The sequence below is a fragment of the Pseudomonas sp. PF05 genome (assembly GCF_056521845.1).
The window spans coordinates 1-25,809 of the sequence record NZ_JBWLPW010000013.1; the positions used below are offsets into that span (position 1 = coordinate 1).

The 25,809-nt window shown below is 61.2% G+C and carries 20 protein-coding genes; 4 read left to right on the forward strand and 16 right to left on the reverse strand.

Annotation, left to right across the window (positions count from 1 at the left end):
- Window positions 1-426: 426 nt before the first annotated feature.
- The 3 genes from AC09SL_RS20600 to AC09SL_RS20610 all read right to left on the reverse strand — a co-directional run bounded on the left by AC09SL_RS20600 (window position 427) and on the right by AC09SL_RS20610 (window position 2,815).
- Window positions 427-711: a hypothetical protein gene (locus AC09SL_RS20600; RefSeq protein ID WP_058544053.1), complete on the reverse strand. Its 285-nt coding sequence runs from the start codon at window positions 709-711 to the stop codon at window positions 427-429.
- Window positions 712-1,175: 464 nt separating this feature from the next.
- Window positions 1,176-1,844 carry a polysaccharide lyase family 7 protein gene (locus AC09SL_RS20605; RefSeq protein ID WP_058544054.1) on the reverse strand — a complete coding sequence of 223 codons (669 nt, stop codon included), beginning with the start codon at window positions 1,842-1,844 and terminating at the stop codon, window positions 1,176-1,178.
- Window positions 1,845-2,143: 299 nt separating this feature from the next.
- Window positions 2,144-2,815 carry a polysaccharide lyase family 7 protein gene (locus AC09SL_RS20610; RefSeq protein WP_058544055.1) on the reverse strand — a complete coding sequence of 224 codons (672 nt, stop codon included), beginning with the start codon at window positions 2,813-2,815 and terminating at the stop codon, window positions 2,144-2,146.
- A 322-nt stretch (window positions 2,816-3,137) separates the two neighbouring features.
- On the opposite strand from AC09SL_RS20610, the gene AC09SL_RS20615 reads away from it, so the two are divergent.
- The 3 genes from AC09SL_RS20615 to AC09SL_RS20625 are packed head-to-tail and all read left to right on the forward strand — an operon-like array spanning window position 3,138 to window position 6,108.
- On the forward strand, window positions 3,138-5,261 hold the full coding sequence (locus AC09SL_RS20615) for a putative bifunctional diguanylate cyclase/phosphodiesterase (protein ID WP_058544056.1): 2,124 nt from the start codon (window positions 3,138-3,140) through the stop codon (window positions 5,259-5,261).
- 42 nt (window positions 5,262-5,303) lie between these two features.
- Window positions 5,304-5,807, forward strand: coding sequence for a M48 metallopeptidase family protein (locus tag AC09SL_RS20620; protein WP_058544057.1), 504 nt, complete (start codon window positions 5,304-5,306; stop codon window positions 5,805-5,807).
- 4 nt (window positions 5,808-5,811) lie between these two features.
- Entirely contained in the window at window positions 5,812-6,108 is a 297-nt protein-coding gene (locus AC09SL_RS20625; RefSeq protein ID WP_058544058.1) for a winged helix-turn-helix domain-containing protein, read from the forward strand.
- Between the two features lie 152 nt (window positions 6,109-6,260).
- Here AC09SL_RS20625 and AC09SL_RS20630 read toward each other — a convergent pair whose 3' ends face one another.
- Complete coding sequence (locus AC09SL_RS20630) at window positions 6,261-6,713, reverse strand: GNAT family N-acetyltransferase (protein ID WP_058544059.1); 453 nt, start codon at window positions 6,711-6,713, stop codon at window positions 6,261-6,263.
- A 261-nt stretch (window positions 6,714-6,974) separates the two neighbouring features.
- Here AC09SL_RS20630 and AC09SL_RS20635 point away from each other — a divergent pair, with 261 nt between their 5' ends.
- Window positions 6,975-7,712 (forward strand): substrate-binding periplasmic protein, encoded by a 738-nt coding sequence (locus AC09SL_RS20635; RefSeq protein ID WP_058544060.1) that lies wholly within the window; start codon window positions 6,975-6,977, stop codon window positions 7,710-7,712.
- Window positions 7,713-7,819: 107 nt separating this feature from the next.
- On the opposite strand, the gene yccS is transcribed toward AC09SL_RS20635, so the two are convergent.
- From yccS to AC09SL_RS20695, 12 genes are all read right to left on the reverse strand, one after another.
- Window positions 7,820-10,003 (reverse strand): YccS family putative transporter, encoded by a 2,184-nt coding sequence (yccS, locus tag AC09SL_RS20640; RefSeq protein WP_058544061.1) that lies wholly within the window; start codon window positions 10,001-10,003, stop codon window positions 7,820-7,822.
- 304 nt (window positions 10,004-10,307) lie between these two features.
- Entirely contained in the window at window positions 10,308-11,486 is a 1,179-nt protein-coding gene (locus tag AC09SL_RS20645; protein WP_064106880.1) for a BaiN/RdsA family NAD(P)/FAD-dependent oxidoreductase, read from the reverse strand.
- A gap of 244 nt (window positions 11,487-11,730) precedes the next feature.
- Window positions 11,731-13,068, reverse strand: a complete 1,338-nt coding sequence (gene dbpA / locus AC09SL_RS20650; protein WP_230149652.1) for an ATP-dependent RNA helicase DbpA — start codon at window positions 13,066-13,068, stop codon at window positions 11,731-11,733.
- A 369-nt stretch (window positions 13,069-13,437) separates the two neighbouring features.
- Entirely contained in the window at window positions 13,438-14,904 is a 1,467-nt protein-coding gene (gene mdtD, locus AC09SL_RS20655) for a multidrug transporter subunit MdtD (protein WP_116643671.1), read from the reverse strand.
- Window positions 14,905-14,974: 70 nt separating this feature from the next.
- Window positions 14,975-16,312, reverse strand: a complete 1,338-nt coding sequence (locus AC09SL_RS20660; RefSeq protein WP_058546326.1) for a TldD/PmbA family protein — start codon at window positions 16,310-16,312, stop codon at window positions 14,975-14,977.
- Window positions 16,312-17,754: a TldD/PmbA family protein gene (locus AC09SL_RS20665; protein WP_064106878.1), complete on the reverse strand. Its 1,443-nt coding sequence runs from the start codon at window positions 17,752-17,754 to the stop codon at window positions 16,312-16,314. The genes AC09SL_RS20660 and AC09SL_RS20665 overlap by 1 nt, the downstream gene beginning before the upstream one ends.
- Window positions 17,755-17,910: 156 nt before the next feature.
- Window positions 17,911-19,614: a choline dehydrogenase gene (gene betA, locus AC09SL_RS20670; RefSeq protein WP_058545460.1), complete on the reverse strand. Its 1,704-nt coding sequence runs from the start codon at window positions 19,612-19,614 to the stop codon at window positions 17,911-17,913.
- A 390-nt stretch (window positions 19,615-20,004) separates the two neighbouring features.
- A complete protein-coding gene (betB, locus tag AC09SL_RS20675; protein WP_003206360.1) occupies window positions 20,005-21,477 on the reverse strand; it encodes a betaine-aldehyde dehydrogenase in 1,473 nt (490 codons plus the stop codon).
- An 80-nt stretch (window positions 21,478-21,557) separates the two neighbouring features.
- A complete protein-coding gene (betI, locus tag AC09SL_RS20680; protein ID WP_058545459.1) occupies window positions 21,558-22,178 on the reverse strand; it encodes a transcriptional regulator BetI in 621 nt (206 codons plus the stop codon).
- Window positions 22,179-22,613: 435 nt separating this feature from the next.
- The gene (choV, locus tag AC09SL_RS20685) at window positions 22,614-23,792 is read right to left on the reverse strand and encodes a choline ABC transporter ATP-binding protein (protein WP_058545458.1); all 1,179 of its coding nucleotides are present in this window, start codon (window positions 23,790-23,792) and stop codon (window positions 22,614-22,616) included.
- Window positions 23,789-24,634 (reverse strand): choline ABC transporter permease subunit, encoded by an 846-nt coding sequence (gene choW, locus AC09SL_RS20690; protein ID WP_058545457.1) that lies wholly within the window; start codon window positions 24,632-24,634, stop codon window positions 23,789-23,791. The genes choV and choW overlap by 4 nt, the downstream gene beginning before the upstream one ends.
- A gap of 70 nt (window positions 24,635-24,704) precedes the next feature.
- The gene (locus AC09SL_RS20695) at window positions 24,705-25,652 is read right to left on the reverse strand and encodes a choline ABC transporter substrate-binding protein (protein WP_058545456.1); all 948 of its coding nucleotides are present in this window, start codon (window positions 25,650-25,652) and stop codon (window positions 24,705-24,707) included.
- Window positions 25,653-25,809 lie beyond the last annotated feature (157 nt).

Here is a 25,809-nt window from a genome sequence, read left to right on the forward strand (position 1 = left end):
TGATCTGATGGGTGTACGACCCGGAGAACCAGGTCGGCTGTCAGGCCGCCTCGCGAGCAAGCTTTGCTCCCACAGGTCCTGCTTAAACAGATTTGATGGGTGTACGACCGGGAGAGCCAGGCCGGCTATAAGGCCGCCTCGCGGTGGACGTTGATCTCGGCGCCCCGTTAACCACGCTGGCCGAACGCAGGCATTGTGGAGTGGGCATCCCGGCATGGATGCCGGGATAGCCGCGCTGGGCCATGGATGGCCCTTCGCGGCGGGCCCACGGAGCAATGCCTTCGTTCGGGCACACCGAGCCTAGGCGAGGTGCCGAGTGGTGGGGCATGTAGCGTTTTGCTTACTTTTGCGCTCTTCAAAAGTGAGCCGCCGTAAGGGCGGAACCCTAAGCAGCCGTTACCGCAGCAATGGATATGCCCGCAATATTTATTCTTCTTCAAGCCCACGCTGCTCAATGACGCCGAACACATCGGTGACATCCTGAACCAGGATCCGGGCAACATTGGTGAGGGTATTGAAGTCGCTGGCGGCCGAATCGCGCAGGGTGGCGCAGGCCATGAGTGTCAGGTAGTCGAGGGTGGCGTGTAGGCGTTCGCTGGCGCAGGCGTGAAGCTCTGTTAGCGGGGCGGTTTTGTCGATGAACAGCACAGGTTGGGTGGTGGCGATTGGAGTAAGAGGGGTGAAGCGGCTAAGTGATTGAGTCGTCGTCATAAGGTTTGGGCTCTATTAATAAAAATTGATCGCCACCTTCTTGCTGCGAAACAAATGGGTGGCAGTTGCGCGCGGGTTCGCAGACCGAGATAGAGACCAAACCCGGCAGACCCGAAGGTCTCCCGCGCGCAACCGCCATAAAATGAACGCAGGCGAGTTTGCCTGAATTTTCATTTGACGGTGCAAAGTCTCTGTTCTGTCAGTGGGCTGCGAAACCCTTGCCCACTGACCAAAGCCAGCAGACAAGCCGAACTATAGAGGAGATTTTCGAGATCAAAATCGACGTGTAGGACGCACCGCCCCCCCCGGTGGCGAGGGCGCTCGCTCCCGCTCGAGGGCGCAGCCGCCGTAAAGTCGGCACATGCGGTAGGTCTGACGAAAAGAGGGGCTGCTTCGCAGCCCAGCGGGGATAAATCCCCTCGCCACAAGAGGGGGTTTCCTACGAGATTATCGGAAGTGAAATTTCAGGTGTTGTGATCGATATCCAACACGCTGAACGTCACTTTCCCACCTTCACTGGTGTAGCCGGTGTTGTCCTGCACATACACCCCAGCCTTGAAGTACAGCGGCTTGTCGCGCCAGGCACGGCCAACGGTGGTGTACCAACTATGACCGGCTGCGGTGATGCCCAGGTCGCCAGTACGATCCAGGTGGATCCGGTAAGAGAAGGACCGGTTCAGCTTCACCCCCGTGGCAACGGTAATGACCCTGCCTTCGCTGTCATCGGGGCGCATGCGGACCTTGGCGACGATGTTCCCGGTGGCGCTGGCGTCCTTGTATTGGTATTCCAGTTTGACCATGGGCTTGCTGCTGTCCTTGGCATGGATCTGACCAATCACGATCTTGCCGCTGCTGGGCACTTGATTGACAACGAGTTTTGCCCGTAGCTGATTGTCGGCGTCGGGATAGACCCAGTTGCGCAAAGTGCCGTCCTTGTAGGTCTCGCGCAATTCGCTGCGTGGGTAGATCGCGTTTTCAGTCTTGGTGCCGGTCACCGGTGACCAGAAATACACCGTGCTGCCTTCGGAGTTGAAATATTTATCCTTGAACCCATCCACCAGCCGAGGCGTTTCAATGGTTTTCGGCGGGCTGCCTTCGGGGATGCTCAGGTTCCAGGTTGCAAGATCGACCATGTTCGGATCCTTTCTGAGAAGAAGAAATGATTTACGCCACAGCCGAAGGCTCTAAGACGCGCTTTTGCTGAGGCCAGAAGGGAGCGCAGGCGAATGTTTGGCACATTCGTCTGGCGGAGGGCTGGCGTCAACAGTCCGTCAGAGTTGCGTTTGCCGCTTTTGTGCCCGAGACAGATAACCGTTGGTCGGCTAGCCAGGATTTTCTCGGAACAATTGGGCGATGGCCATTTGGCTCTTTCACCTTACGCGGACAAAAAAAAGGCATCCGGAAAACGGATGCCTTCGAAGTCGAGCGGTATTCAACGGGTGGTGTGTTTGATTTCCAGCAGGCTGAACGTCGCTTTCCCACCTTCGGTGACATAGCCGGTATTGTCCTGCACGTACACGCCGGCCTTGAAATAGAGCGGTTTGACTTTCCAGCTCGGATCAACGGAGGTTCGCCAGTTGTAACCCGCCGCGGTGATGCCCAGCGCACCCTTCGGGCTCAAATGAATCATGTAAGAGAAACTGCGGTTGAGAGTCACGCCCGTGGCAATAGTGATGACCTGGCCCGTCGCGTCGTCAGGACGCATGCGCACCTTGGCAACGATATTTCCGGTAGAGCTGTAGGTTTTGTACTGGTACTCCAGTTTCACCATCGGCCTGGTGCTGTCCTTGGCGTGAATCTGGCCGATCACGATCTTGCCAGTACTAGGCACCTGATTGACGGTCACGATCGCGCGCAGGGAATTGTCCGCCGCAGGGTAAAGCCAATTGCGCAGGGTGCCGTCAGCGTAGGTTTCGCGCAGTTCGCTGCGCGGGTAACTGGCGTTGGCCGTCTTGGTGCCGGTCACCGGTGCCCAGAAGAATACGGTGCCGGTTTCTGCGTTGAAATATTGGTCCTTGAACCCCTGGACCAGCCGAGGGGTTTCGATGGTCATCGCCGGGCTGCCCTCGGGGATGCTCAAGTTCCAGGTTGCGAGATCAATCATGTCCAGGTCCTGCGTATCGAGATGTAAACGTTTATGCCGTAGCGGGAGGCTTTAAACCGCCCTTTTGAAGCGTTTTGGAACGCTGGACAGGGGCTTTTCTTGTTAACCGTTCGGCGGATGTTTGACGTCAAATGTTCGTCGAGGGTGTCGTTGCAGTTTCTGTGCCCGATGAGGGTGACCGTTAGTCGGCTATTTCGGGCTTTGCCCGGATGATGGCGCGTTGACACCTACTGCTTTTCATAATCCCGGTCTAGAGTGAGGGGACAGTATTTGTCCGCTTTGCTACGTAAAAACGGACGTGGCGCCCGATAAGAGAAGCAGCATGGAATGCGCGCAACCAACGCTCGGCGAAGACAGCTCTGTCCTTTTGATTGTTGATGATTACCCTGAAAACCTGCTCAGCATGCGAGCCTTGTTGCAGCGTCAGGATTGGCAAGTCATGACCGCGTCCTCGGGGGTCGAGGCGCTCAACCTGTTGCTCGAACACGATATCGACCTGGTTCTGCTGGATGTGCAGATGCCCGAGATGGACGGTTTCGAAGTGGCGCGCCTGATGCGTGGCAGCCAGCGCACGCGGCTCACGCCGATCATTTTCCTGACGGCCAACGAGCAATCCCAGGATGCAGTCATCAAGGGTTATGCCAGTGGCGCCGTGGATTACCTGTTCAAGCCCTTCGATCCGCAGATCCTCAAGCCTAAGGTCCAGGCGCTGCTCGAGCACCAGCGCAATCGCCGGGCCTTGCAGCGCCTGAGCCAGGATCTCGAAGCAGCCAGGGCTTTCAATGCCTCGGTGCTGGACAACGCCGCCGAAGGCATCCTGGTGGTGGATGAGCATGGGTGTATCCGCTTCGCCAACCCCTCCACCTGCCGCTTGCTCAATGCTACCGCCAAGCAGTTGCAGGGCATGCCGTTCCTGGATTTCCTGCAGAAACCGCACATTCCCGAGTGGGTCGATTCCGATATCCACAATGCCTATCGTCGGGGTGAAACCTGGCGCTTGCATGACGCGGTCCTGCGCACGGCGCCCGGCCAGCAGGTGTCGGTGGCCTTGTCCTGTGCGCCGCTGCCCTCGGAGCAGAAGGCGATGGTGGTGACGCTCCAGGACATGTCGGTGGTTCGCCACTTGCACCAACAACTCGAATACCAGGCTGTCACGGACCCGTTGACCGGCTTGCTCAACCGCCGGGGGTTCTACCAGACGGCGGAAAACCTGTTGATGCGCAGCGAGCGACTGGAAAGCAACTGGGTGTTGCTGTACCTGGACCTCGACGGCTTCAAGCGGGTCAATGACTTGCTGGGACACGATGCCGGGGACCGGGTATTGCGCTGGGTGTCGGAGCAGTTGAAGGCGTGCCTGCGGCCATTCGATATCCTGGCGCGGCTGGGCGGGGATGAGTTCACGGCGCTGCTGGACCTGGAGTTTCCCGAGCAGGCGGCCAAGATCGCCGAGAAACTCATCGAGCGCGTCGCGATCTGCCAGCAGATCGAAGGCATGGACGTGGCATTGGGGGCCAGCATCGGCATCGCGACGTACCCCGATTGCGGCGCCAATCTCGATGGGTTGCTGCGGGCATCCGACATCGCCATGTACGAAGCCAAGCGTGCCGGCCGCCAGCAATACCGTTTTTACGATCATGAAATGAACGGTCGAGCCCGTTCACGGCTGATGCTGGAAGAAAGCGTGCGCTCGGCCATCGAGAACCGCGATTTCAATATGGTCTATCAACCGCAGGTGAGCATTAACGATGGGCGGATCCGCGGCTTCGAGGCGCTGTTGCGCTGGCAGCACCCCAGCGTTGGCGATGTTCCGCCGGGCCTGTTCCTGCCCTTGCTGGAAGAGGCGCGGTTGATCAGTCGCCTGGGCAGCTGGATTTATCATCGCAGCGCGGCTCAGCGCAAAGTCTGGGAACGGTTGTTCGCTGACGACCTGGTGTTGGGGGTGAGCCTGAGTAGCACCCAGTTCGGCATGCCCAACCTGGTGACCGAGTTACGCCAGGTCCTGGAGCGCCATGCCTTGAAGCCCAGGCAGTTGGAGGTCGAGGTGACCGAAGATGCGCTGATGCGCAATCCCGATGAAACCCAAAAGCAATTGCGCCTGCTGCGTCACCTCGGAGTGCGGGTGGCATTGGATGACTTTGGTTCGGGGCCTTGTTCTCTGACGCATCTGCGCGACCTTGAACTCGACACTCTCAAGCTCGACCGGCACCTGATCGCCCGCCTGCCAGGGTCGCCCCGGGATGCCGCGTTGGCCGCCTCGGTAATCGACCTGTGTACGCAACTGGGCTTGCGGGTGATTGCCGAAGGGGTGGAAACCCACGAGCAATATCAGTGGCTGCAGGCCCATGGCTGTGAGTACGTGCAGGGCTTCCTCGTGGCGCGGCCCTTGATGGCCGAAGACACCGATGCCTTTGCCACGCCGTTCGACTGGAGCGCGGTGCAGGCTTGAATTCGCTACACTGGCGGCCTCTTGTGACTGTGTTGCCCCTTGATGACCGCGCTCAAATACCTCCAGGCCTACCCCGCCGCCCTGCAAGCCCAAGTGCAGCAATTGATCGCCCAGGACCGACTGGGCGATTACCTGCAACAGCGCTATCCGGGCCGGCATTCGATCCAGAGCGACAAGGCCCTGTACGGTTATGCGCTGGACCTCAAGCAGCAATACCTGCGTAACGCGCCGGCCATCGACAAGGTGTTGTTCGACAGTCGCCTGGACCTGACCCACCGCGCCCTCGGCCTGCATACCGCGGTGTCGCGGGTGCAGGGCGGGAAGCTCAAGGCCAAGAAGGAAATCCGCATCGCGGCCCTGTTCAAGGACGCGGCGCCGCAGTTCCTGAACATGATCGTGGTGCACGAGCTGGCGCACTTCAAGGAGTCGGACCACAACAAGGCGTTCTACCAACTCTGCGAGCACATGCTGCCGGGCTATCACCAGTTGGAATTCGACCTGCGGGTGTACCTGACCTGGCGGGACCTGCAACCCCACAAGGAATGACCGAATGGACGTCAGCAAGACCAAGAGCAGCTTCTACCGTCGCCTGTACGTGGCTTACCTGATCGACAGCGGCGTCGCCAGCAACGTCCCGGCCCTCATCGAAGCCACCGGCATGCCGCGGCGCACCGCCCAGGACACCATCGCCGCGCTGGCCGACCTGGATATCGTTTGTGAGTTCGAGCAAGAGGACGGCGCGCGCAATCATGCCGGGCGGTATCGGATTCGCGATTGGGGAGCGATCGATCGGGGGTGGATCGAAGGGAATTTGCCGCGGATCAAGGCGGTGCTTGAGTACCCGTAGGAGCTGTGTAGGAGCGGTGTAGGAGCTGTGTAGGAGCTGACGAGTGCAACGAGGCTGCGATCTTTCCCCCAGACGCTTGAATCTCAAACGAAAGCTCAAGATCAAGCTCAAGATCAAAAGATCGCAGCCTACGGCAGCTCCTACGGCAGCTCCTACGGCCGGTGCATGCCGATGTGTGGAATCCCATCCTCCAGGTATTCCACGCCCACCACTTCAAACCCATACCGTCCGTAATACCCCTGCAGATGCGCCTGGGCCGACAATGAGATCGACGTACCGGGCCAATGCTTCTCGGCCTGCTTGAGCGCTTGCTCCATCAGCGTGTGACCCAGCCCTTGGCCGCGTGCTTGCGGGGCGATGATTACGCGCCCGATCACCACGTCGCTGTTTTGCGAGTGCGGGTCGAGCAAGCGCAGGTAGGCCACCAGGTGGTTGCCCTGCCAGGCCATCAGATGGCAAGTGTCGCCTTCAAGGTCCAGGCCGTCGACATCCTGGTAGGCGCAGTTCTGCTCGACAACGAATACTTCGGCACGCAATTTGAGGATGGCATACAGCTGTTTCTTGCTCAGGTCATTGTGATGTTTGCAGACCCACTCGATATCCATTTTTTAAAATTTCCTGAAGAACCTGGTGCCGATCTTAAGCGTGCTTGGCCCGGAAGTCTCTTTTTCGGTCGACTGGAAAATCTGCGATAAAGGTCAAAATGCCATCATTCCCCTGTCGCAGCGTTGTCTTCTTTGTGTAATCTTCGTGACAGCGCTGCGCAGCGGTTCCAATGAGCTAATGTTAGGACCGGATCTCTGAGAATATCCGTTGAGTTTCGGCTAAAAACAAACCGGGCTTTGAACCCGTCAAGGATGTTTGGCATGCCGCGATTGCATCGAGCTCTTGCATTGATCGGGTTGCTGTTGCTGAGCTACGAGGCCTGTGCGCAAAAGCTGCGTCTGGTCGCCGATGCCTGGCCGCCCTTTACCGATTCCACGTTGATCAATGGTGGCCTGGCCACCGATATCGTCAGCACGGCCCTGGCCCGGGCCGGCTATGCCGCGGACTTCGAACAGGTGCCCTGGGCCCGGGCGATGCTGGGCATCGGCGAGGGCCGCTATGACGTGCTGGTCAACGCCTGGTACAGCGAAGAACGCACTCACATCGGCCAGTTCTCGGCCGAGTATCTGCTCAACCGCGTGCGTTTCCTCAAGCGCAAGGGCGAAGCGATTCAGTTCGACAGCCTGCAACAACTGCGTGCTTATCCCATCGCCGTGGTTCGGGGCTACGCCTATTCCAAGGACTTCGACCAAGACCTGCAAATGCAGAAAGTCCCTGTGCACAACTTCGCGATGGCGGTGCGCATGCTGGCTGCCGACCGCGTGAAGTTGACCCTGGAAGACGAGTACGTTGCCCGTTATTACCTGGCCCGCGAATCCGCCAGGGTGCGTAATGCCGTGGAATTTTTGCCGAAGGCGTTGAGTGAAAACAGCCTGCACATCCTGGTCAGCCTGAAGAACCCGGAGCATGAACAGATCGTGGCGGGGTTTGACCGGGAGATCGCTGCGATGAAGGCGGATGGGAGTTATGCGCGGTTATTGAAAGCTCACGGGATGTAGGGTGCCCGGGCTGGCCTCATCGCGAGCAAGCTCGCTCCCACAGGAGTACGCATTCCAAATGCGGGAGCGGGCTTGCTCGCGAAGGGGCCGGCCCATTCACCACAACCTCAAGCCTCGCTGGTGTCCTTGATCAAATGCGCCGCCAAGGTCCGCAACGGACCGAGTTGCCGGCAGATCAACCCCAACTGCGTCTGCACCAACCGCTGTCCTTCGTCGATTTCATCGGGCATCTGCTCAAGCTCATTGGCCAGGGCTTCCTCTTCGTCGCTTTGGACCACAATCGGCGTTTTACTCGCCAGGCCCTGGGCGATTTCGTCGATGCTCGTCGCCAGTTTCACCCCCGCGCCATCGATCAGTTGTTCGCGTACCTGCGCCGGCAGTTCGGTGCCCCGGTGGGCGCCCAGGCCAGACAGGTAACTGAGCAGGGTGTGGGACAACACCAGGAAGCGGAACCCCACATCGGCTTCCTTACGGAAATGCCCCGGCTCCATCAGCATGTTGGCCAGCGTGGTGGACAGCGCGGCATCGGCGTTGTGGGCGTTGCGTCGGGCCAGGCGATAGGCCAGGTCGTCGCTTTTGCCGGCGGCGTACTGCTGCATGATCTGGCGCAGGTAAATGCTGTTGCAGGTCAGCGTATTGGCCAGCACCTTGTTCAGCCGGCGGCCCTGCCAGTCGGGCAGGAACAGGAACACCGCAAGCCCGGCGATCAGGCTGCCGAGCAGGGTATCGAACAGCCGCGGCAGCAGCAGCCCGTAGCCGTCGCCCACCTGGTTGAAGCAGAACAGCACCATGATGGTGATCGCCGCTGTCGCCAGGGTGTAGCGGGTCGTGCGGTTGGTAAAGAACACCACCCCGGCGGCAATGGCGAAGCTCGATTGCACCAGCGGGTTGGGAAACAGATCGAACAGCGCCCAGGCCACCGTCAGGCCGATAGCGGTGCCGATGATCCGCTGGCCGAGCTTGCGCCGGGTGGCGCCGTAGTTGGGCTGGCAGACGAACAGCGTGGTGAGGATGATCCAATAACCCTGGGACGGGTGGATCAGATGCACCATGGCGTAGCCCACGCTCAGGGCCAGGGGCAGGCGCAGGGCATGACGGAACAGCAGCGAGGTCGGCGTGAGCTGGGTGCGCAAGCGCAGCCAGACATCCTTGAGGTTGCGCGGCGAGCGGTCGAGCAGGCTGCTATCGGTGGCGTCGGCCAGGGCGTCGGGGTTGCTGGCATCGCTGAGCAGGCGATCCATGGTGGCAAGATTGGCCGACAGGGCTCGCAGCGATCGCAGCAAGCCGCGCCAGGCCGGGTTGCTTTGGATGCGCAGGTGTTCGAGGGACGCGTGCAGGTCGTTGAGGGCCTCGGCAAAGGTGTCGTCGTAGACGAACGGCTGGCGCAGCTGGATCGACTCGGCCAGTGCCTGGCAGGCCTTGCCTTGCTGGCGCAGCAGGCGCTGGCAGCGGAACAGCACGTCGCTGTGGAAGAAGGCCTCGGCCAGGGCGTTGTAGGGGTAGTGGGAAGAGCTGGCGCGTTCGTGAATGTCCTGGGCCAGGAAGTACAGTTTCAGGTAGCGGCTGACTTTCGAGCCGGGGCGGCCATTGCCCACGCGGTGCAGGATGATCTCTTTCGCCGCGTTCAGCGCCGCGACCACTCGGCCATTCTGTTGGGCCAGTTCCAGGCGTCGGGCTTCGACGTCCAGTTGGCGGATCGGCTCCAGGAGCGACGATTTGAGCTTCAGGTAACGGCCCAGCTCACGAAACAGCCGCGCCAGGCTTTGTTGCACCGGTTGGTTGGAAAACAGCGCTTGCCACAACACCGAGAGCAGGCCGTACCACGCGGCACCGGCCACCAGCAGCAGCGGTTCATGCCAGAAGTCGGTGACCGCGCCACCGCGCTGGTCCACGCCGATCATGGTGTAGACCGAAAGAATCAACGTGGCCGAGGCAATCGCACCATAACGCTCGCCCAGGGCACCAAGCATGGTCAGGCCAAAGGCTGCCAGGGCCAGGGCGATGATGAACAGGATGGGGTAGGGGAACAGCAATTCCACCGACAGTGCCGCGACGGTGAAGCACACCAGGGTCACGGCCAGCGCGTTGAGGCGGCCTTGCCAGGTGTCATCGGTCTCGGCCAGGGCGCTGGCGATGATGCCCAGGAACAAGGGAATCAGCAGCGCCATCTCGTCCAGGTACCAGCACAGCCCCATGCTGCCGGTCAGGGCGATGAAGACCCGCACGCTATAACTGAACTTATCCAACGCCCAAAGGCGACGCAGAGACTGGCTAAACGAAGTCGATGACATGAAGTACACGGGCCTGACGGGCAATGACGCTAAATTGAGGCAGTAATGACGCCGACGCAATGGCGGCGATCACATCTGACAGCAAAAAGTGTTCCGGCATGCGAAGGACACATCTCTACCCTGTGGCGAGGGAGCTTGCTCCCGCTGGGCCGTAGGAGCTGTCGAGTGCAACGAGGCTGCGATCTTTCCCCAGACACTTGGGTCTCAAGCGAAAGATCAAAAGATCGCAGGCTTCGCCAGCTCCTACAGAGCCCAGCGGGAGCAAGCTCCCTTGCTACAAAAGCAGGCTCAGCATAGATGGGGCTCAGACGTACTGCGCCGCCGCATACCCTGATGCCCACGCCCACTGGAAGTTGAACCCGCCCAGGTGTCCGGTGACGTCCAGCACTTCGCCGATGAAATACAGGCCGGGGCTTTTCAGCGATTCCATGGTCTTGGACGAGACTTCCCGGGTATCGACGCCGCCCAGGGTGACTTCGGCAGTGCGGTAGCCTTCGGTGCCGGCGGGGATGACGTTCCAGCTCGCCAGTTTCTCGGCTATGTCCGCCAGTTCCGCGTGGGTGTATTGCTTCATGGGTTTGGAGACGAACCAGGTGTCCGCCAGCAGGTTGGCCATTTTCTTGGTGAACAACTCGCCCAGCAACGTCTTGAGTTCGCTGTTGGGGCGTTCGGCCTGTTGCTGTTGCAGCCATTGCGGCACGTCGTGGTCGGGCAACAGGTTGATCTGCACCGTGTCCCCTGGCGCCCAGAACGAGGAAATCTGCAGGATCGCCGGGCCGCTCAGACCGCGGTGGGTGAACAGGATGTTCTCGCGAAAGCTCTGGTCGTTGCAGCTCACCAGGCAATCCACCGACGTGCCCGACAGTTCGGTGCAGAGGGTCTTGAGCTGATCGGTGATGGTGAACGGCACCAGGCCGGCGCGGGTCGGCAGCAGTTCATGGCCAAACTGTTTTGCCACCTGATAACCAAAACCGGTCGCCCCCAGGGTCGGGATCGACAGCCCGCCCGTGGCGATCACCAGGGATTGGCAGGCGATGGCGCCGAGGGTGGTTTGCAACAGGTAGCCGCCGTCGGTTTTTTCGATCTGCGTGATCGAGGTGTCCAGGTGCAGGCTGACGCCGGCCTGGTCGCATTCCTCCAGCAGCAGGCCAAGGATGTCGCTGGACTTGTTATCGCAGAACAACTGGCCGAGCTTTTTCTCGTGATAGGGCACGCCGTGCTTGGCCACCAGGGCGATGAAATCCCATTGGGTATAGCGGGCCAGGGCCGATTTGCAGAAGTGCGGGTTCTGCGAAAGGAAATTGCCCGGCTCGGTGTACATGTTGGTGAAATTGCAGCGTCCACCGCCCGACATGAGGATTTTCTTGCCGGCCTTGTTGGCGTGGTCCAGCAACATCACCTGCCGCCCGCGCGCGGCCGCGGTCAGCGCGCACATCAACCCTGCGGCGCCAGCGCCAATGATCACGACTTCGGTAGAGCGCAAAACGGTGTCCTCAAGTTTGGATAGGTAGGGAGCTTTTATGCCGAGGGAGCTTGCTCCCGCTGAGGCGCTCCCGTAGGCGCTGTGTAGGAGCTGTCGAGTGAAACGAGGCTGCGATCTTTCCCCAGCCACTTGAATCCCAAGCGAAAGATCAAAAGATCAAAAGATCAAAAGATCGCAGGCTTCGCCAGCTCCTACAGAGCCCAGCGGGAGCAAGCTCCCTCGCCACAGGGTGAATCAACCGCCGTCAGAGGATCCGCACCCGCAACGAGCGGCCCTTGATCTTGCCATCGTTCAGGCGTTGCAGGGCCTGTTTGGCGATCCCTCGCTCCACGGCTACATAGGCCTGGAAATCGAAGATCGCGATCTTGCCGACCTGGGCACCGGGAATGCCGGCTTCGCCAGTCAGGGCACCGAGGATGTCGCCGGGACGGACCTTGTCCTTGCGCCCGGCGCCGATGCACAGGGTGCTCATGGCCGGCAACAGCGGGCCGCCGCCCTGGGGCTTGAGGTTGTCCAGTTGGTCCCAGCTCAAAGGCGACTTCTGCAGTTGCTCGATGGCCTGGGCACGGTGGGCTTCGGACGGTGCCACCAGGCTGATGGCGATGCCTTTCTCGCCGGCGCGGCCGGTGCGGCCGACGCGGTGGATGTGGATTTCCGAGTCCCGGGCCAGTTCGACGTTGATCACCATGTCCAGTGCATCGATGTCCAGGCCGCGGGCCGCCACATCGGTGGCCACCAGCACCGAGGTGCTGCGGTTGGCAAACATGGCCAGCACCTGGTCACGGTCGCGCTGTTCCAGGTCGCCGTGCAGGCCGACGGCCGAGATGCCTTTGGACGTCAGGTGGTCGACGGTTTCCTGGACCTGCTGCTTGGTGAAGCAGAACGCCACGCAGGAAGCCGGGCGGAAATGCGCCAGCACCTTGACCACTGCGTCCATACGCTCCTCGGGGGAGATCTCGTAGAAGCGCTGTTCGATCTGCGCGTCGGAGTGGAACGCCTCGGCCTTCACTTGCTGCGGGTTACGCATGAACTTGGACGACAGTTGCTTGATGCCTACCGGGTAGGTGGCGGAGAACAGCAGCGTCTGGCGGCGTTCCGGGGTCTGCTGGATGATGTCTTCGATGGCGTCGTAGAAACCCATGTCGAGCATGCGATCGGCTTCGTCGAGGATCAGCGTGTTGAGGCCATCCAGCACCAGCGAGCCCTTGCGCAGGTGCTGCTGGATGCGTCCTGGCGTGCCGACGATGATGTGGGCGCCGTGTTCGAGGGAGGCGATCTGCGGGCCGAAGGACACGCCGCCGCACAGGGTCAGGACCTTGATGTTGTCTTCGGCGCGGGCCAGGCGACGGATTTCCTTGGCGACCTGGTCGGCCAGCTCACGGGTCGGGCACATCACCAGGGCCTGGCAGCCGAAGAAACGCGGGTTGATCGGGTTCAGCAGGCCGATGCCGAAGGCGGCGGTCTTGCCGCTGCCGGTCTTGGCCTGGGCGATCAGGTCCATGCCCTTGAGGATCACCGGCAAGCTTTGCGCCTGGATCGGCGTCATCTGGGCATAACCGAGTGATTCGAGGTTAGCCAGCATGGCGGCGGACAGCGGCAAAGTATTAAAAGCGGTGGCAATGGTGGTCACGGGACTGGCCTGCAAAACAAAATGTCGCGCAGTGTAGCAGCCCCGTGCCATTTTCTTCGAAAGTTCTGGACGAGCTGTGAGGGCCAAACCGCAGAACATGTGGCGAGGGAGCTTGCTCGCGCTGGGCTCTGTAGGCGCTGGCGAAGCCTGCGATCTTTTGATCTTTTGATCTTTTGATCTTTTGATCTTTTGATCTTTTGATCTTTCGCTTGAGATTCAAGTGGCTGGGGAAAGATCGCAGCCTCGTTGCACTCGACAGCTCCTACACAGTTCCTACATAGCTCCTACACAGCTCCTACGCTCCAGCGGGGGGGCCTCCAATTAATGCTCGATATGCTCATCCGGTCGCTTGACCCGCCGTCCATCCTGTTTCGATAACTGGGAAAAAATCGTCGCCGCCAGCATCGCCATGACTCCCACCGTCACGAAGGTCAGTTGGAACGCGCCCAGCACTGTCTCCACCCCATCATTGCCCACCTGGGCGGTAAAGCCGCCGAGCAAGGCACCTGCGCAGGCCACACCAAGGCTCAGGGACAGTTGCGCCACCACCGACAGCAGGCTGTTGCCGCTGCTGGCGCTCGCGTCGTCCAGGTCGATCAGGGTCACGGTGTTCATCGCCGTGAATTGCAGCGAGTTGATCGCCCCCAGCACCGCCAGTTGCGCCAGCAGCAGCCAGTACGGCGTCTGCTCGTTGACCAGGCCCATGCTCGCCAGCATCAGGCCCAGGGCCAGGGTGTTGCCGGTCAACACGGTGCGGTAGCCGAAGCGCTCGATCAACGGTCGGGCCACGGACTTGGCGACCATGGCCGCCGCCGCCAGGGGCAGCATGCTCATCCCGGCCTGGGACGGTGAATAGCCCAGGGCGACTTGCAGCAGCAACGGCACCAGGAACGGCAGGGCGCCGCTGCCCAGGCGCGCGAACAGGTTGCCAAGAATACCCACGGCGAAGGTCCGGGTCTTGAACAGTGACGGTGGGAACAGCGCGTTCTCGACATGCCCGGCCCGCAGCCAATAGGCCGCCAGGCAGGCCATGCCGCCGAACAGCAGCAACATCACGCGCAGGTGCGGCAAGTGCAGTTCACCCAGGCCTTCCATGGCGATGGTGATCAGCACCATCGCCGCGCCGAACAGCAGGAACCCCAGCCCATCGAACCGCGTGCGTTCGCTGCCCCGCAGGTCGGGGATGAACTTCCACACGGCATAACAACCGATCACGCCCACCGGCAGGTTGATGATGAAGATCCAGTGCCAGGTCAGGTACTCCACCATCCAGCCACCCATGGTCGGGCCGATCAGTGGGCCGAGCAGGCCGGGAATAGTGATGAAGCCCATGATCCGCACCAGTTCCGAGCGCGGATACGCCCGCAGCACCACCAGCCTGCCCACCGGCAGCATCAGCGCTCCGCCCAGGCCCTGGATGACCCGGGCGCCGATCAGCATGCTCAACGAACTGGACAAGGCGCACAGCAGCGAGCCGAAGCTGAACAGCAGGATCGCCCCGAAGAAAATCTTCTTGGTGCCGAAGCGGTCGGCGATCCAGCCCGAGGCCGGGATCAGCAGCGCCACGGTGAGCATGTAGGCAATGATCACGCCCTGCATGCGCAGCGGGTTTTCCGCCAGGTCGCTGGCCATGGCGGGCAGGGCGGTGTTGAGGATGGTCCCGTCCAGGGACTGCATGAAGAAGGCGATCGCCACCACCCACGGAAGCCAGCGGGCGGTGACGGCGTCGAGCGGTGCACGGTTGGGCATGGGACCTCTTGTTTGTGTTCGGGTGTCTGTTGGCTTCATCGCGGGCAAGCCTTGCTCCCACACGTACGGCGCACATCCTGTGGGAGCAAGGCTTGCCCGCGATGCTTTTTTACAGCGTCAAGGTCAATCGCTTGACCAGCGCCCCCGGCAACAACATCGAGGCCGTGGCTCGCTGGCTGTAGGTACTGGCCGAAAGCAGCAATTCCCGCTCTCGAGTCAGGGCTTCGAGTTGCGAGCCCAGCAAGCTGTAGACGCTGTCGTCGAAACGCATGGTGCTGACCGGCGCTACGATCTGGCCGTTCTCGACCCAGAACGTGGCGAAGCGGGTCATGCCGGTCAGGCGGGCGGCCGGTTGGTCCGAGTAGTTCAGGTACCAGAGGTTGCTGATGTACAGGCCGGTGCCGAGTTGTTCGAGGATATTGTTGTGCTCCAGTTGCCCGCCCTGCATGTCCAGTGCCGTGGGGTATTCGTAGCTGCTGGCGCCGTTGGCGGTGAGGCCGTATTCGGCGGCGCTGCGGGAGTTGATCAACTGCGCATTGGCCGTGCCCTTGGCGATCAGCCCCAGGTCGTCACGGGGATAACCTTCGTCGGAAAACGCTGGGCTCAAGGAGCCGCTGACCTGTTCGCTCAGCCACACGTTGGGGCTCAAGCTTGCTTCGTTGGCGTAGAACTTCTGCAGCGGGCTCTGCTTGCTGGCAATTGCCCGGGCCGAGAACCCGCCCCAACTGAGCATGCCCATGATCTCTTCCAGGGCGGCCGGCGCCAGGTAGGCGCGGTATTCGCCGGGCGGCAGCGTGCGCAGTGGTCGGCCCAGGAATGCCAGTTGCTCGCGGGCCTGTTCGAAGCGCTGGGCGAATCCTTCGCTGCTCCACGCATGCCCGGCGTAACTGGCTTTCACGGCCTGGCCGTTTTCATGGAACAGGCTGAAATCGAAGTTGAAGCTGTTGGCCTGATGCCAGCCAAACGCTCCCGAAGAACTGGCGAAACCTCGGCTGATGGGCCCGGCCGCATAGAATCCCACCAGGTCCAGGCCTTTGGCGGCACGGGTAATTTCAGCCACGGCCTGTTCGGTGTCCGGCAGTGGATGGTCCTGCACGTTATAGCTCTGCCAGTGGTTGTGGTTGAGCAGCAGATACGGATCGCGGGGCAGCAGCGGCAAGGTGTCGCGCAGCTGTTGCAGGCCTTCGGACAGACGTTGCAGGTCGCTCTCGGTGTCGCCGGACAAAGTGATCTGCAAGTCGGCATGGCGTCCGTCGTCGATCAATTTGAAACTGACATTGGCCTGCTGCACCTGCCCGGCCTGGCGCACCAGGGCGTGGTTGAAGCGCACGAAGGCCGAGGACTCGGCGGCATAACCCAAGGTGAACTGTTCCTGCTCATGCAGGGCAGCGCGCAGCCAGTCGACCAACACCTTGAATGCCTCGGCCTCATTATTAAGGGTGCTCATCAGGCATCTCCCCCAAACACATCAATGTTGCTGAACACGCACGCCGGTGACGCATGGCCGACGCGGATGACCTGGTTCGGTTCGCCCTTGCCACAGTTCGGCGTGCCGAGGACCCGGGAGGTGCTGGCATCGCCCACGGCGCGCAGGCTCTTCCAGAATTGCGCGGAAATACCCCGGTAGTTGGGGTTCTTCACCACGCCCTTGAGCTCGCCGTTCTCGATCAACTGGCCCCACTCGCAGCCGAACTGGAATTTGTTGCGGGCGTCGTCGATGGACCATGAGCGGTTGGTGCGCATCAACACGCCGTGCTCGATGCCCTGGATCAGTTGTTCCAAGGACTGGTCGCCGGGTTCGATGTTCAGGTTCGCCATGCGGTCGATGGGCGGACGGTTCCAGCCGCAGGCGCGGCTGTTGGCGACGCCGTCCAGGCCTGCGCGAAACTGCGACAGTGCGCCGCCCAGTGGGCGCAGCAACAGGCCTTCGCGGATCAGGAATTGTTTGCTGGCGGCGCTGCCTTCGTCGTCATGACTGTAGCTCGCCAGTTCTTCGGGAATGTCCGGGTCGAAGGTCACGTTCAACAGGCTGGAGCCGTATTGCAGGTGGCCGAAATCGCTGGCCTTGACGAAGCTGGTGCCGGCGTAATTGCGCTCGTCCCCCAGGATGCGGTCCAGTTCCAGCGGGTGACCGATGGATTCGTGGATCTGCAACATCATCTGGTCGGGCATCAGCAGCAGGTCGCGGGGGCCTTGCGGCGTGTTCGGCGCCAGCAGCAACTGCAGGGCCTGGTCGGCAATTCTCAGCCCGGCGCCAATCAGGCCGCTGCGGCTGATCACATCGAAGCCGCCTTGCTGGCCGAAGTTTTCCCGACCCAGGGTGCGGGTCTGGCTGTCGTGGCCGTCGAAGGCGGTGACTTCCAGGGCCGGGTAGATGAAGCGCTGGGCCTGGCGCAGTTCAGCGCCGGCACTGTTGAGGTAGATCTGCTCGACCTGGGTCAGGCCGATGCTGGCTTGCCAGTTCACCAGGCGTTCGTCCTGGGGCACCGCGGCTGACTCGTCGCCGAGCAATTGGTAGCAATCGCTCAGTGGTGGGAAGGCCTGGTCGAAATGCGGCGAGAAGTAATCGGCACGGTCGCTGGACACCGTATGCTCGCGCAGGTCCAACAGGGCATGGGGCTTGAGCCCGCGCGCGTGTTGCTCGGCACGCTCCAGCGCCGCTTGCAGGCCGGCCTGGGACAGGTCGTTGGTGGCGGCATACGCCTCGACCCCGTTGACCCGCACGGTGAGCATCGCCCCTTCATCACGGCCCAGGCTGGGCGGTTCGGCGACATTCTTGCGCACCGACAAATGCTGGCCGGATTCGCGCACGTAACGCAGGGAAAAGAATTCAGCGCCCGTGCGCAGGGCAGCAAAACGCTGCTTGAGCTGGGGGTGGAAGTCGAACATGGAACCTCCTTGTATGGAGTGGCGGTGCAGCGAGGTGCGGTGCATTGACGCGGCGGCTCTAGATTAGGCCTGGGCGGGGGAGGGATCAAGGTAGATGGAAGTTTGGGGTCAGGTTGGACGCCATCGCGAGCAGGCTCGCGATGGCGCTCCTGGGCCTTACTGGGCGCTAGGCCCGACTTCCCGCAGTGGCTTGCCACGCACTGGCGCGTCGCCGGCCACGAAGTACGGGGCGGTGCTACGTGGCAGCGGCTTGCGACCGCGGATCTTGTCGGCGATTTTCTCGGCCATCATGATCGTTGGCGCGTTCAGGTTGCCGGTGGTGATGATCGGCATGATCGAAGCATCCACCACGCGCAACCCTTGCATGCCATGCACGCGGCCTTCGCCGTCCACCACCGCCATGTCGTCGGTGCCCATCTTGCACGAGCAGGACGGGTGGAAGGCGGTTTCGGCGTGTTCGCGGATGAACTGGTCCAACTGCTCGTCCGTCTGCACTTCGATGCCTGGGCTGATCTCGCGGCCACGGAACGGATCGAGCGCCGGCTGCTGCATGATCTCGCGGGTCAGGCGGATGCCGTCGCGAAATTCCTGCCAGTCCTGCTCGGTCGCCATGTAGTTGAACAGAATGCTCGGGTGCTGGCGTGGGTCCTTGGACTTGGCCTGGATCCGGCCGCGGCTTGGCGAGCGCATGGAGCCCATGTGTGCCTGGAAACCGTGTTCCTTCACGCCGTTGCTGCCGTTGTAGTTAATCGCCACCGGCAGGAAGTGGTACTGGATGTTCGGCCAATCGAAATCCGGACGGGTGCGGATGAAACCGCCGGCCTCGAATTGGTTGCTGGCGCCGATGCCGGTGCCGTTGAACAGCCATTCGGCGCCGATGGCTGGCTGGTTGTACCAGAGCAGCGACGGGTACAGCGAAACCGGCTGGGTGCAGGCGTATTGCAGGTACAGCTCCAAGTGATCCTGCAGGTTTTCACCGACGCCTGGCAGATCGTGGACCACCGGGATGTCGAGGCTTTCCAGCAACTGAGCCGGGCCGACGCCGGAGCGTTGCAGGATCTGCGGCGAGGCGATGGCGCCGGAGCACAGCAGCACTTCCTTGCGTGCCCGGGCTTCGACGCGCTCTTCAGCGGCGCCCACCAGGTAACGCACGCCGACCGCACGTTTGCCTTCGAAGATGATCTTGTCGGTCAGGGCGTGGGTGACGATGGTCAGTGTCGAACGCTTCTTGGCGATGTCCAGGTATCCGCGCGCGGTACTGGCACGACGGCCATTGGGCGTGACGGTACGGTCCATCGGGCCGAAGCCTTCCTGCTGGTAGCCGTTGAGGTCTTCGGTACGCGGGTAACCGGCCTGCACGCCAGCTTCGACCATGGCATGGAACAGCGGGTTGTTGCCGGCCTTGGGCGTGGTCACGCTGACCGGGCCGTCGCCGCCGTGGTAATCGTTCGGGCCGATGTCGCGGGTTTCGGCTTTGCGGAAATATGGCAGGCAGTCCAGGTAGGTCCAGTCTTCCAGGCCCGGCAGCTTGGCCCAGTTGTCATAGTCCAGGGCGTTGCCGCGGATGTAGCACATGCCGTTGATCAGCGAAGAACCGCCCAGGCCCTTGCCGCGACCGCACTCCATGCGGCGACCGTTCATGTGCGGCTCCGGGTCGGTCTCGTAGGCCCAGTTGTAGCGCCGGCCTTGCAGCGGGAACGCCAGGGCAGCGGGCATTTGCGTGCGGAAGTCCAGGCGATAGTCCGGGCCGCCGGCTTCGAGCAGCAGGACGGTGACGCCTTCGTCTTCGGTCAGGCGGGTGGCCAGGGTGTTACCGGCCGAACCGGCGCCGATGATGATGTAATCGAATGTTTGGGACATGAAATGCACCCTCTTTTTGAATTGGGTTCAGGCCGCGGTCTGTATACGAGCTGTATACGATCTGTGTAGGAGCTGTATACGAGCTGTGTAGGAGCTGTGTAGGAGCTGTGTAGGAGCTGTGTAGGAGCTGTCGAGTGCAACGAGGCTGCGATCTTTCCAAAGACACTTGAATCTCAAGCGAAAGATCAAAAGATCAAAAGATCAAAAGATCAAAAGATCAAAAGATCAAAAGATCAAAAGATCAAAAGATCAAAAGATCAAAAGATCAAAAGATCAAAAGATCAAAAGATCAAAAGATCAAAAGATCGCAGGCTTCGCCAGCTCCTACAGAGCCCAGCGGGAGCAAGCCCCCTTGCCACAAAAGGCCCCGGCCTCAGGCTCGGTGTCAGATCAGAACACCGACGTGTAATCGCCCAGCTCGACCTGTACCGATTTGATGCGGGTGAAGTTGTTCAGCGAGCTGATGCCATTCTCCCGGCCCACGCCCGATTGCTTGTAGCCACCGACTGGCATTTCAGCCGCCGATTCACCCCAGGCATTGATCCAGCAGATGCCGGCTTCGAGCTGGTGGATCACACGGTGGGCACGGTTCAGGTCGCGGGTGACGACGCCGGCGGCCAGGCCGAAGTCGGTGTCGTTGGCGCGGCGGATCACTTCTTCTTCGGTGTCGTAGGTGAGGATGCTCATCACCGGGCCGAAGATTTCTTCACGCACGATGGTCATCTCGTCGGTGCAATCGGTGAACACGGTCGGGGCGACAAAGGCGCCCTTGGCCAATTCGCCGTCGGTCAGGCGACTGCCGCCGCACAGCAGGCGCGCGCCTTCGGCTTTGCCTTTCTCGATATAGCCCAGCACGCTTTCCATGTGGGCGAAGCTCACCAGCGGGCCGAAGTTGGTGTTTTCGTCCTCTGGGTTGCCAATGCGGATGCGCGCCACGCGCTCGGCGATCTTGGCTTCGAAGGCCGCCTTGAGGTGGCTCGGCACGAACACGCGGGTGCCGTTGGTGCAGACCTGGCCGGAGCTGTAGAAGTTGGCCATCATCGCGGTGTCGGCGGCGCGATCCAGGTCGGCGTCGTCGAAGATGATCAGCGGCGACTTGCCGCCCAGTTCCATGGTCACGTCCTTGAGCGAAGAGCTCGAGGCGCTGGCCATGACCTTCTTGCCGGTGTCGGTGCCACCGGTGAAGGAGATTTTCTCGATGCGCGGGTGCTCGGTCAGCCAGGTGCCGACTTCACGGCCGCTGCCGGTCAGTACGTTGAACACGCCCGCTGGGACGCCGGCCTCGGTGTAGATCTCGGCCAGTTTCAGGGTGGTCAGCGAGGTGACTTCGCTCGGCTTGAAGATCATCGCGTTACCGGCTGCCAGGGCCGGGGCGGATTTCCACAGGGCGATCTGGATCGGGTAGTTCCATGCGCCGATACCGGCCACCACGCCCAGGGGCTCGCGACGGGTGTAGACGAATGAAGTGGTACGCAGCGGAACCTGCTCGCCTTCGATGGCTGGCACCAGGCCGGCGTAGTATTCCAGCACGTCGGCGCCGGTGACGATGTCGACGTAGCGGGTTTCGGAGTAGGCCTTGCCAGTGTCCAGGGTTTCCAGGGCGGCCAACTCATCGTTGCGCTCGCGCAGGATGTCCACGGCGCGACGCAGGATGCGCGAACGCTGCATGGCGGTCATGGCGGCCCAGACCTTCTGGCCTTTTTCGGCGCTGACCACGGCGCGCTCGACGTCCTCGAACGTCGCACGCTGCACTTGGGCAAGGACTTCACCGTTGGCAGGGTTGATGGCTTCGAAAGTGGCGTCGCCGCTGGCATCGCTGTACGCGCCATCGATGTAGAGTTTTTGCAGTTCGAAACGGGCCATAAAGTCCTCGCAAGTGCATGAGTGGTTGGCTGGCCACCGGAGCGTGTCGTTTATAGCTGACTACGCGCTTGGGCGGCGGTTCAGGAGTCGAGCGGTTCTGTGTGCTCTGGCGCCCCTGCTTTGGCCAGTTGGAAATCCATGTATTCGTAAGCGATCTGGTGCGCCTGGGCGGTATCGAACGCGTCTCCCGACAGCGCTCCGCGCAGCCACAAGCCGTCAATCAGCGCGGCCAGGCCCCGTGCCGCGCTGCGTGCCTGATCAACGGGCAACACGCGGCGGAACTGGCAACACAGGTTGGAATACAGACGGTGATCGTTGATCCGCTGCAACCTGTGCAAAGACGGGTGGTGCATGCTGGTGGCCCAGAAGGCCAGCCAGGTTTTCATTGCCGGGCCGTTGACCTGGCTGGCGTCGAAGTTGCCTTCGATGATCACCTTCAGGTGAGCCCGGGGGCTTGCGTCCTCCAGTGCCTGGCGGCGCGCGGTGACGTTCTCGCTCAGGACAGTCATCAGGTACTGGGCCGTGGCCGCGATCAGGCCATTCTTGTCCTGAAAGTAGTGACTGATGATGCCGTTGGAGACACCGGCCAAACGGGCGATCAGCGCAATGCTGGCGTCCCCCATGCCGACTTGATCGACCGCTTGCAACGTGGCTTCGATCAGTTGTTGGCGGCGGATGGGTTGCATACCGACCTTGGGCATCTAGCACATCTCCTTAGGCCATCCGGCGCACGAATGTCGTCTGCCGGAACGAAAGCCAGTCTATTTTGTTTTGATTGAACGTTCAATCAACAAAAAATAAGTTCTATGACAAGTCATCGCTGTTTGCCGGGGCGAAGACTTTTGGGGATGTCTTTATAACACTCGTCGGTTGGCATGCAGGCCTAATGCGCTTGAGAGCTGGAACACTGTTGTGGCGAGGGGATTTATCCCCGTTGGGCTGCGCAGCAGCCCCAGAGCTTGGTGTCTCGGTGTGTCAGGCGGAATGAGTTCGCAGCTTTTGGGGCTGCTGCGCAGCCCAGCGGGGATAAATCCCCTCGCCACAGTTATTTGCATTCAAGGTCAAGCTAGTCAGCAGTTCAGAACCACCAAACAAAAACGCCGCGTTCATCTCGCGGCGTTTTTGCAGGTGTTGGCTTAGCCCAGGTTTTTGCCGAGCAGTGCGTGGTACAGCTCGCTGTCGCCCAGGATCCCGACGACTTGTTGGTTATCGTGGAGCACCAGTTTGTTGCCGGTCTGGTAGCGAATCTGCAACGCGTCGCGCATGCCGATGTTGGAGTCCACCAGGGTCGGACGCCGGCCCAGCTCTTCGACGGCTTGGCCCGGTACCCAGTTTTGCAGGTCCAGCGCCGCGCCGTTCTGCCGGGCGCCCTTGATGGTGTTGCCTTCGGCCAGGTCGAGCCAGGAATCGCCGCCCGGGTCCAGGCACACTGAACCGTTGATGCGCTTGCAGTTGTCCAGGGTGCGCATCAGGCTGCGACCGCACAGGACGTTGAGCGGGTTGGTGTGGGCGACGAAGGTGCGCACATAGTCATCCGCCGGGTTCAGTACGATTTCTTCCGGCTTGCTGTACTGGATGATCCGGCCGTCTTTCATGATCGCGATACGGCTGCCCAGCTTCAGGGCTTCGTCGAGGTCGTGGCTGACGAACACGATGGTCTTGCTCAGCTTGCGTTGCAGCTCCAGCAGTTCGTCCTGCAGGCCCTGGCGGATCAGCGGGTCAAGGGCGGAGAAGGGTTCGTCCATCAGCAGGATGTCGGCGTCCATCGCCAGGGCGCGGGCCAGGCCGACCCGTTGCTGCATGCCGCCGGACAATTCGTCGGGCTTCTTGTTGCGCCACTGGGTCAGGCCCACCAGCTCCAGCTTCTCATCCACCAGCTTGCGGCGTTCTTTCTCTGGACGGCCCTGCATTTCCAGACCGAAGCTGATGTTCTCGCGCACCGTGAGCCAGGGCATCAGGGCGAACTTCTGGAACACCATGGCGATGCGCTTGGTGCGCATCATCTTCAGTTCGGCGGGGGTACAGGAGGCGATGTCGATCTGCCGGCCGTCGTGTTCGACGAACAGCTTGCCGCGGCTGACGGTGTTCAGACCGTTGATGCAGCGCAGCAGGCTGGATTTGCCGGAGCCGGACAGGCCCATCAAGACGCAGATTTCGCCTTTCTCGATGTCCAGGCTGGCTTTTTCCACGCCGACGATTTGCCCGGTTTTCTTCAGGATTTCGTTGCGGGTCATGCCTTGGTCGAGCAGCTTCAGGGCCTCGCGTGGATCCTTGGCGAAGATCACGTCGACGTCTTCAAAACGAATGGTGCTCATGCGTCACCCCTTACTTTGGCGTCGGGTTGTTTGCAGATTCGGTCGAGCATGATCGCCAGCAACACGATCGCCAGGCCGGCTTCGAAGCCCAGGGCGATATCGGCGGTATTCAGTGCGTTGACCACCGGTTTGCCCAGGCCATCGGCACCCACCAGCGCGGCGATCACCACCATCGACAACGACAGCATGATGCACTGGGTGATACCGGCCGCGATGCTCGGCATCGCATGGGGCAGTTCAATGCGCGACAGGAGCTGGCGTCGGGAGCAGCCGAAGGCTTTGCCGGCGTCCATCAGTTCGTCCGGTACGTCGCGGATGCCCAGGTAGGTCAGCCGGATGGGCGCGGCAATCGCGAACACCACCGTGGAGATCAGGCCCGGGACCACACCCAGCCCGAAGAGGGTCAGGGTAGGAATGAGGTAGACGAAGGTCGGTACGGTCTGCATCAGATCGAGCACCGGCCGCATCAGGGTGTAGAACATCGGCTTGTGCGCGGCAACAATGCCCAGCGGCACGCCAATCAGTACGCAAACCAGGGTCGCGAACAGCACCTGGGCGAGGGTTTCCATGGTCTCTTGCCAGTAACCCAGGTTGAGGATCAACAGGAAGGACGCAATGACGAATACGGTCAGGCCCCATTTGCGTTGGATGAAGTGCGCCAATAGCGCGATGAGGCCGATCAGGGCCAGGGGATTGAACCAGGTCAGCGCAAACGTCACGCCGTGAATCATCGTTTCCAGAAACAGCGCGATGGCATCGAAGGTGTCGGCGCCGTGTTCCGTCAGCCATTCGACGAAGCCGGCGATGTACTGGCCCAAGGGTATTTTCTGATCAATAAGCATGGTAGCGAACGTCCGCATGCAAGGGATAAACAGCCCGGGCGAGCGAACTCGCCCGGCATAACATAAGCAGTTATTGCGCGAGCTTGGCTTTCACGGCTTCCAGGCCAGGTTTACCGTCAATGGTGGTCACGCCAGCCAACCAGGTATCGAGTACCTGTGGGTTTTTCTTCAGCCAGGCCTTGGCGGCGGCTTCAGGCTTCATCTTGTCGTCGAGCACGTTGCCCATCAGCGTGCTTTCCATGTCGACGGTGAACTCCAGGTTTTTCAACAACTGGCCAACGTTGCTGCATTCCTGGCTGTAGCCCTTGCGGGTGTTGGTCGCCACGGTTGCGGCACCGAAGTCGGGGCCGAAGAAGTCGTCGCCGCCGGTCAGGTACTGGATCTTGAAGCGGGTGTTCATCGGGTGTGGCGCCCAGCCGAGGAAGACCACATCGGTGCCACGCCTGGAGGCGCGGTCGACCTGCGAGAGCATGCCGGCTTCACTCGACTCGACGACTTTGAAGCCTGCGTCCTTCAGGCCAAAGGCGTTCTTTTCGATCATGCTCTGGATCAGGCGGTTGCCGTCGTTGCCAGGTTCGATCCCGTAGATCTTGCCGTCCAGCTCTTTCTTGAATTTGGGGATGTCGGCGAAGTCGTGCAGGCCTTTGTCATACAAGGCCTGAGGCACGGCAAGGGTGTACTTGGCGCCCTTGAGGTTGGTGCGCACGGTTTCCACGGTGCCGGCTTCGCGGTAGGCCTTGATGTCGTTTTCCATGGTCGGCATCCAGTTGCCGAGGAACACGTCCATGTTCTTGCCGTCGGCCAGGGACTTGTAGGTCACCGGCACGGAAATCATGGTGGTCTTGGTCTTGTAGCCGAGGGCTTCGAGCACCACGCTGGTGGTGGCGGTGGTCACGGTGATGTCGGTCCAGCCGACGTCGGAGAAGTTGACGGTGCTGCACTGTTCGGGTTCTGCAGCGTTGGCCAGCATCGGAAGACTCAGCATGGCGGCCAACAACAACGATGTGGAACCTTTCATGGGTGGACTCCTGGTGTTTTATCGGCGGTGTCCGGTCAGGACAACCGCGCTTATTGGATGTTGCGGTTGGTGGCGCGTGGGCACTCTCTGACACGCGGCCTTGCAAACGAGCCGTAACCGATCATGTACCAGTGCAAATCTGACGCCTACAGGGTGG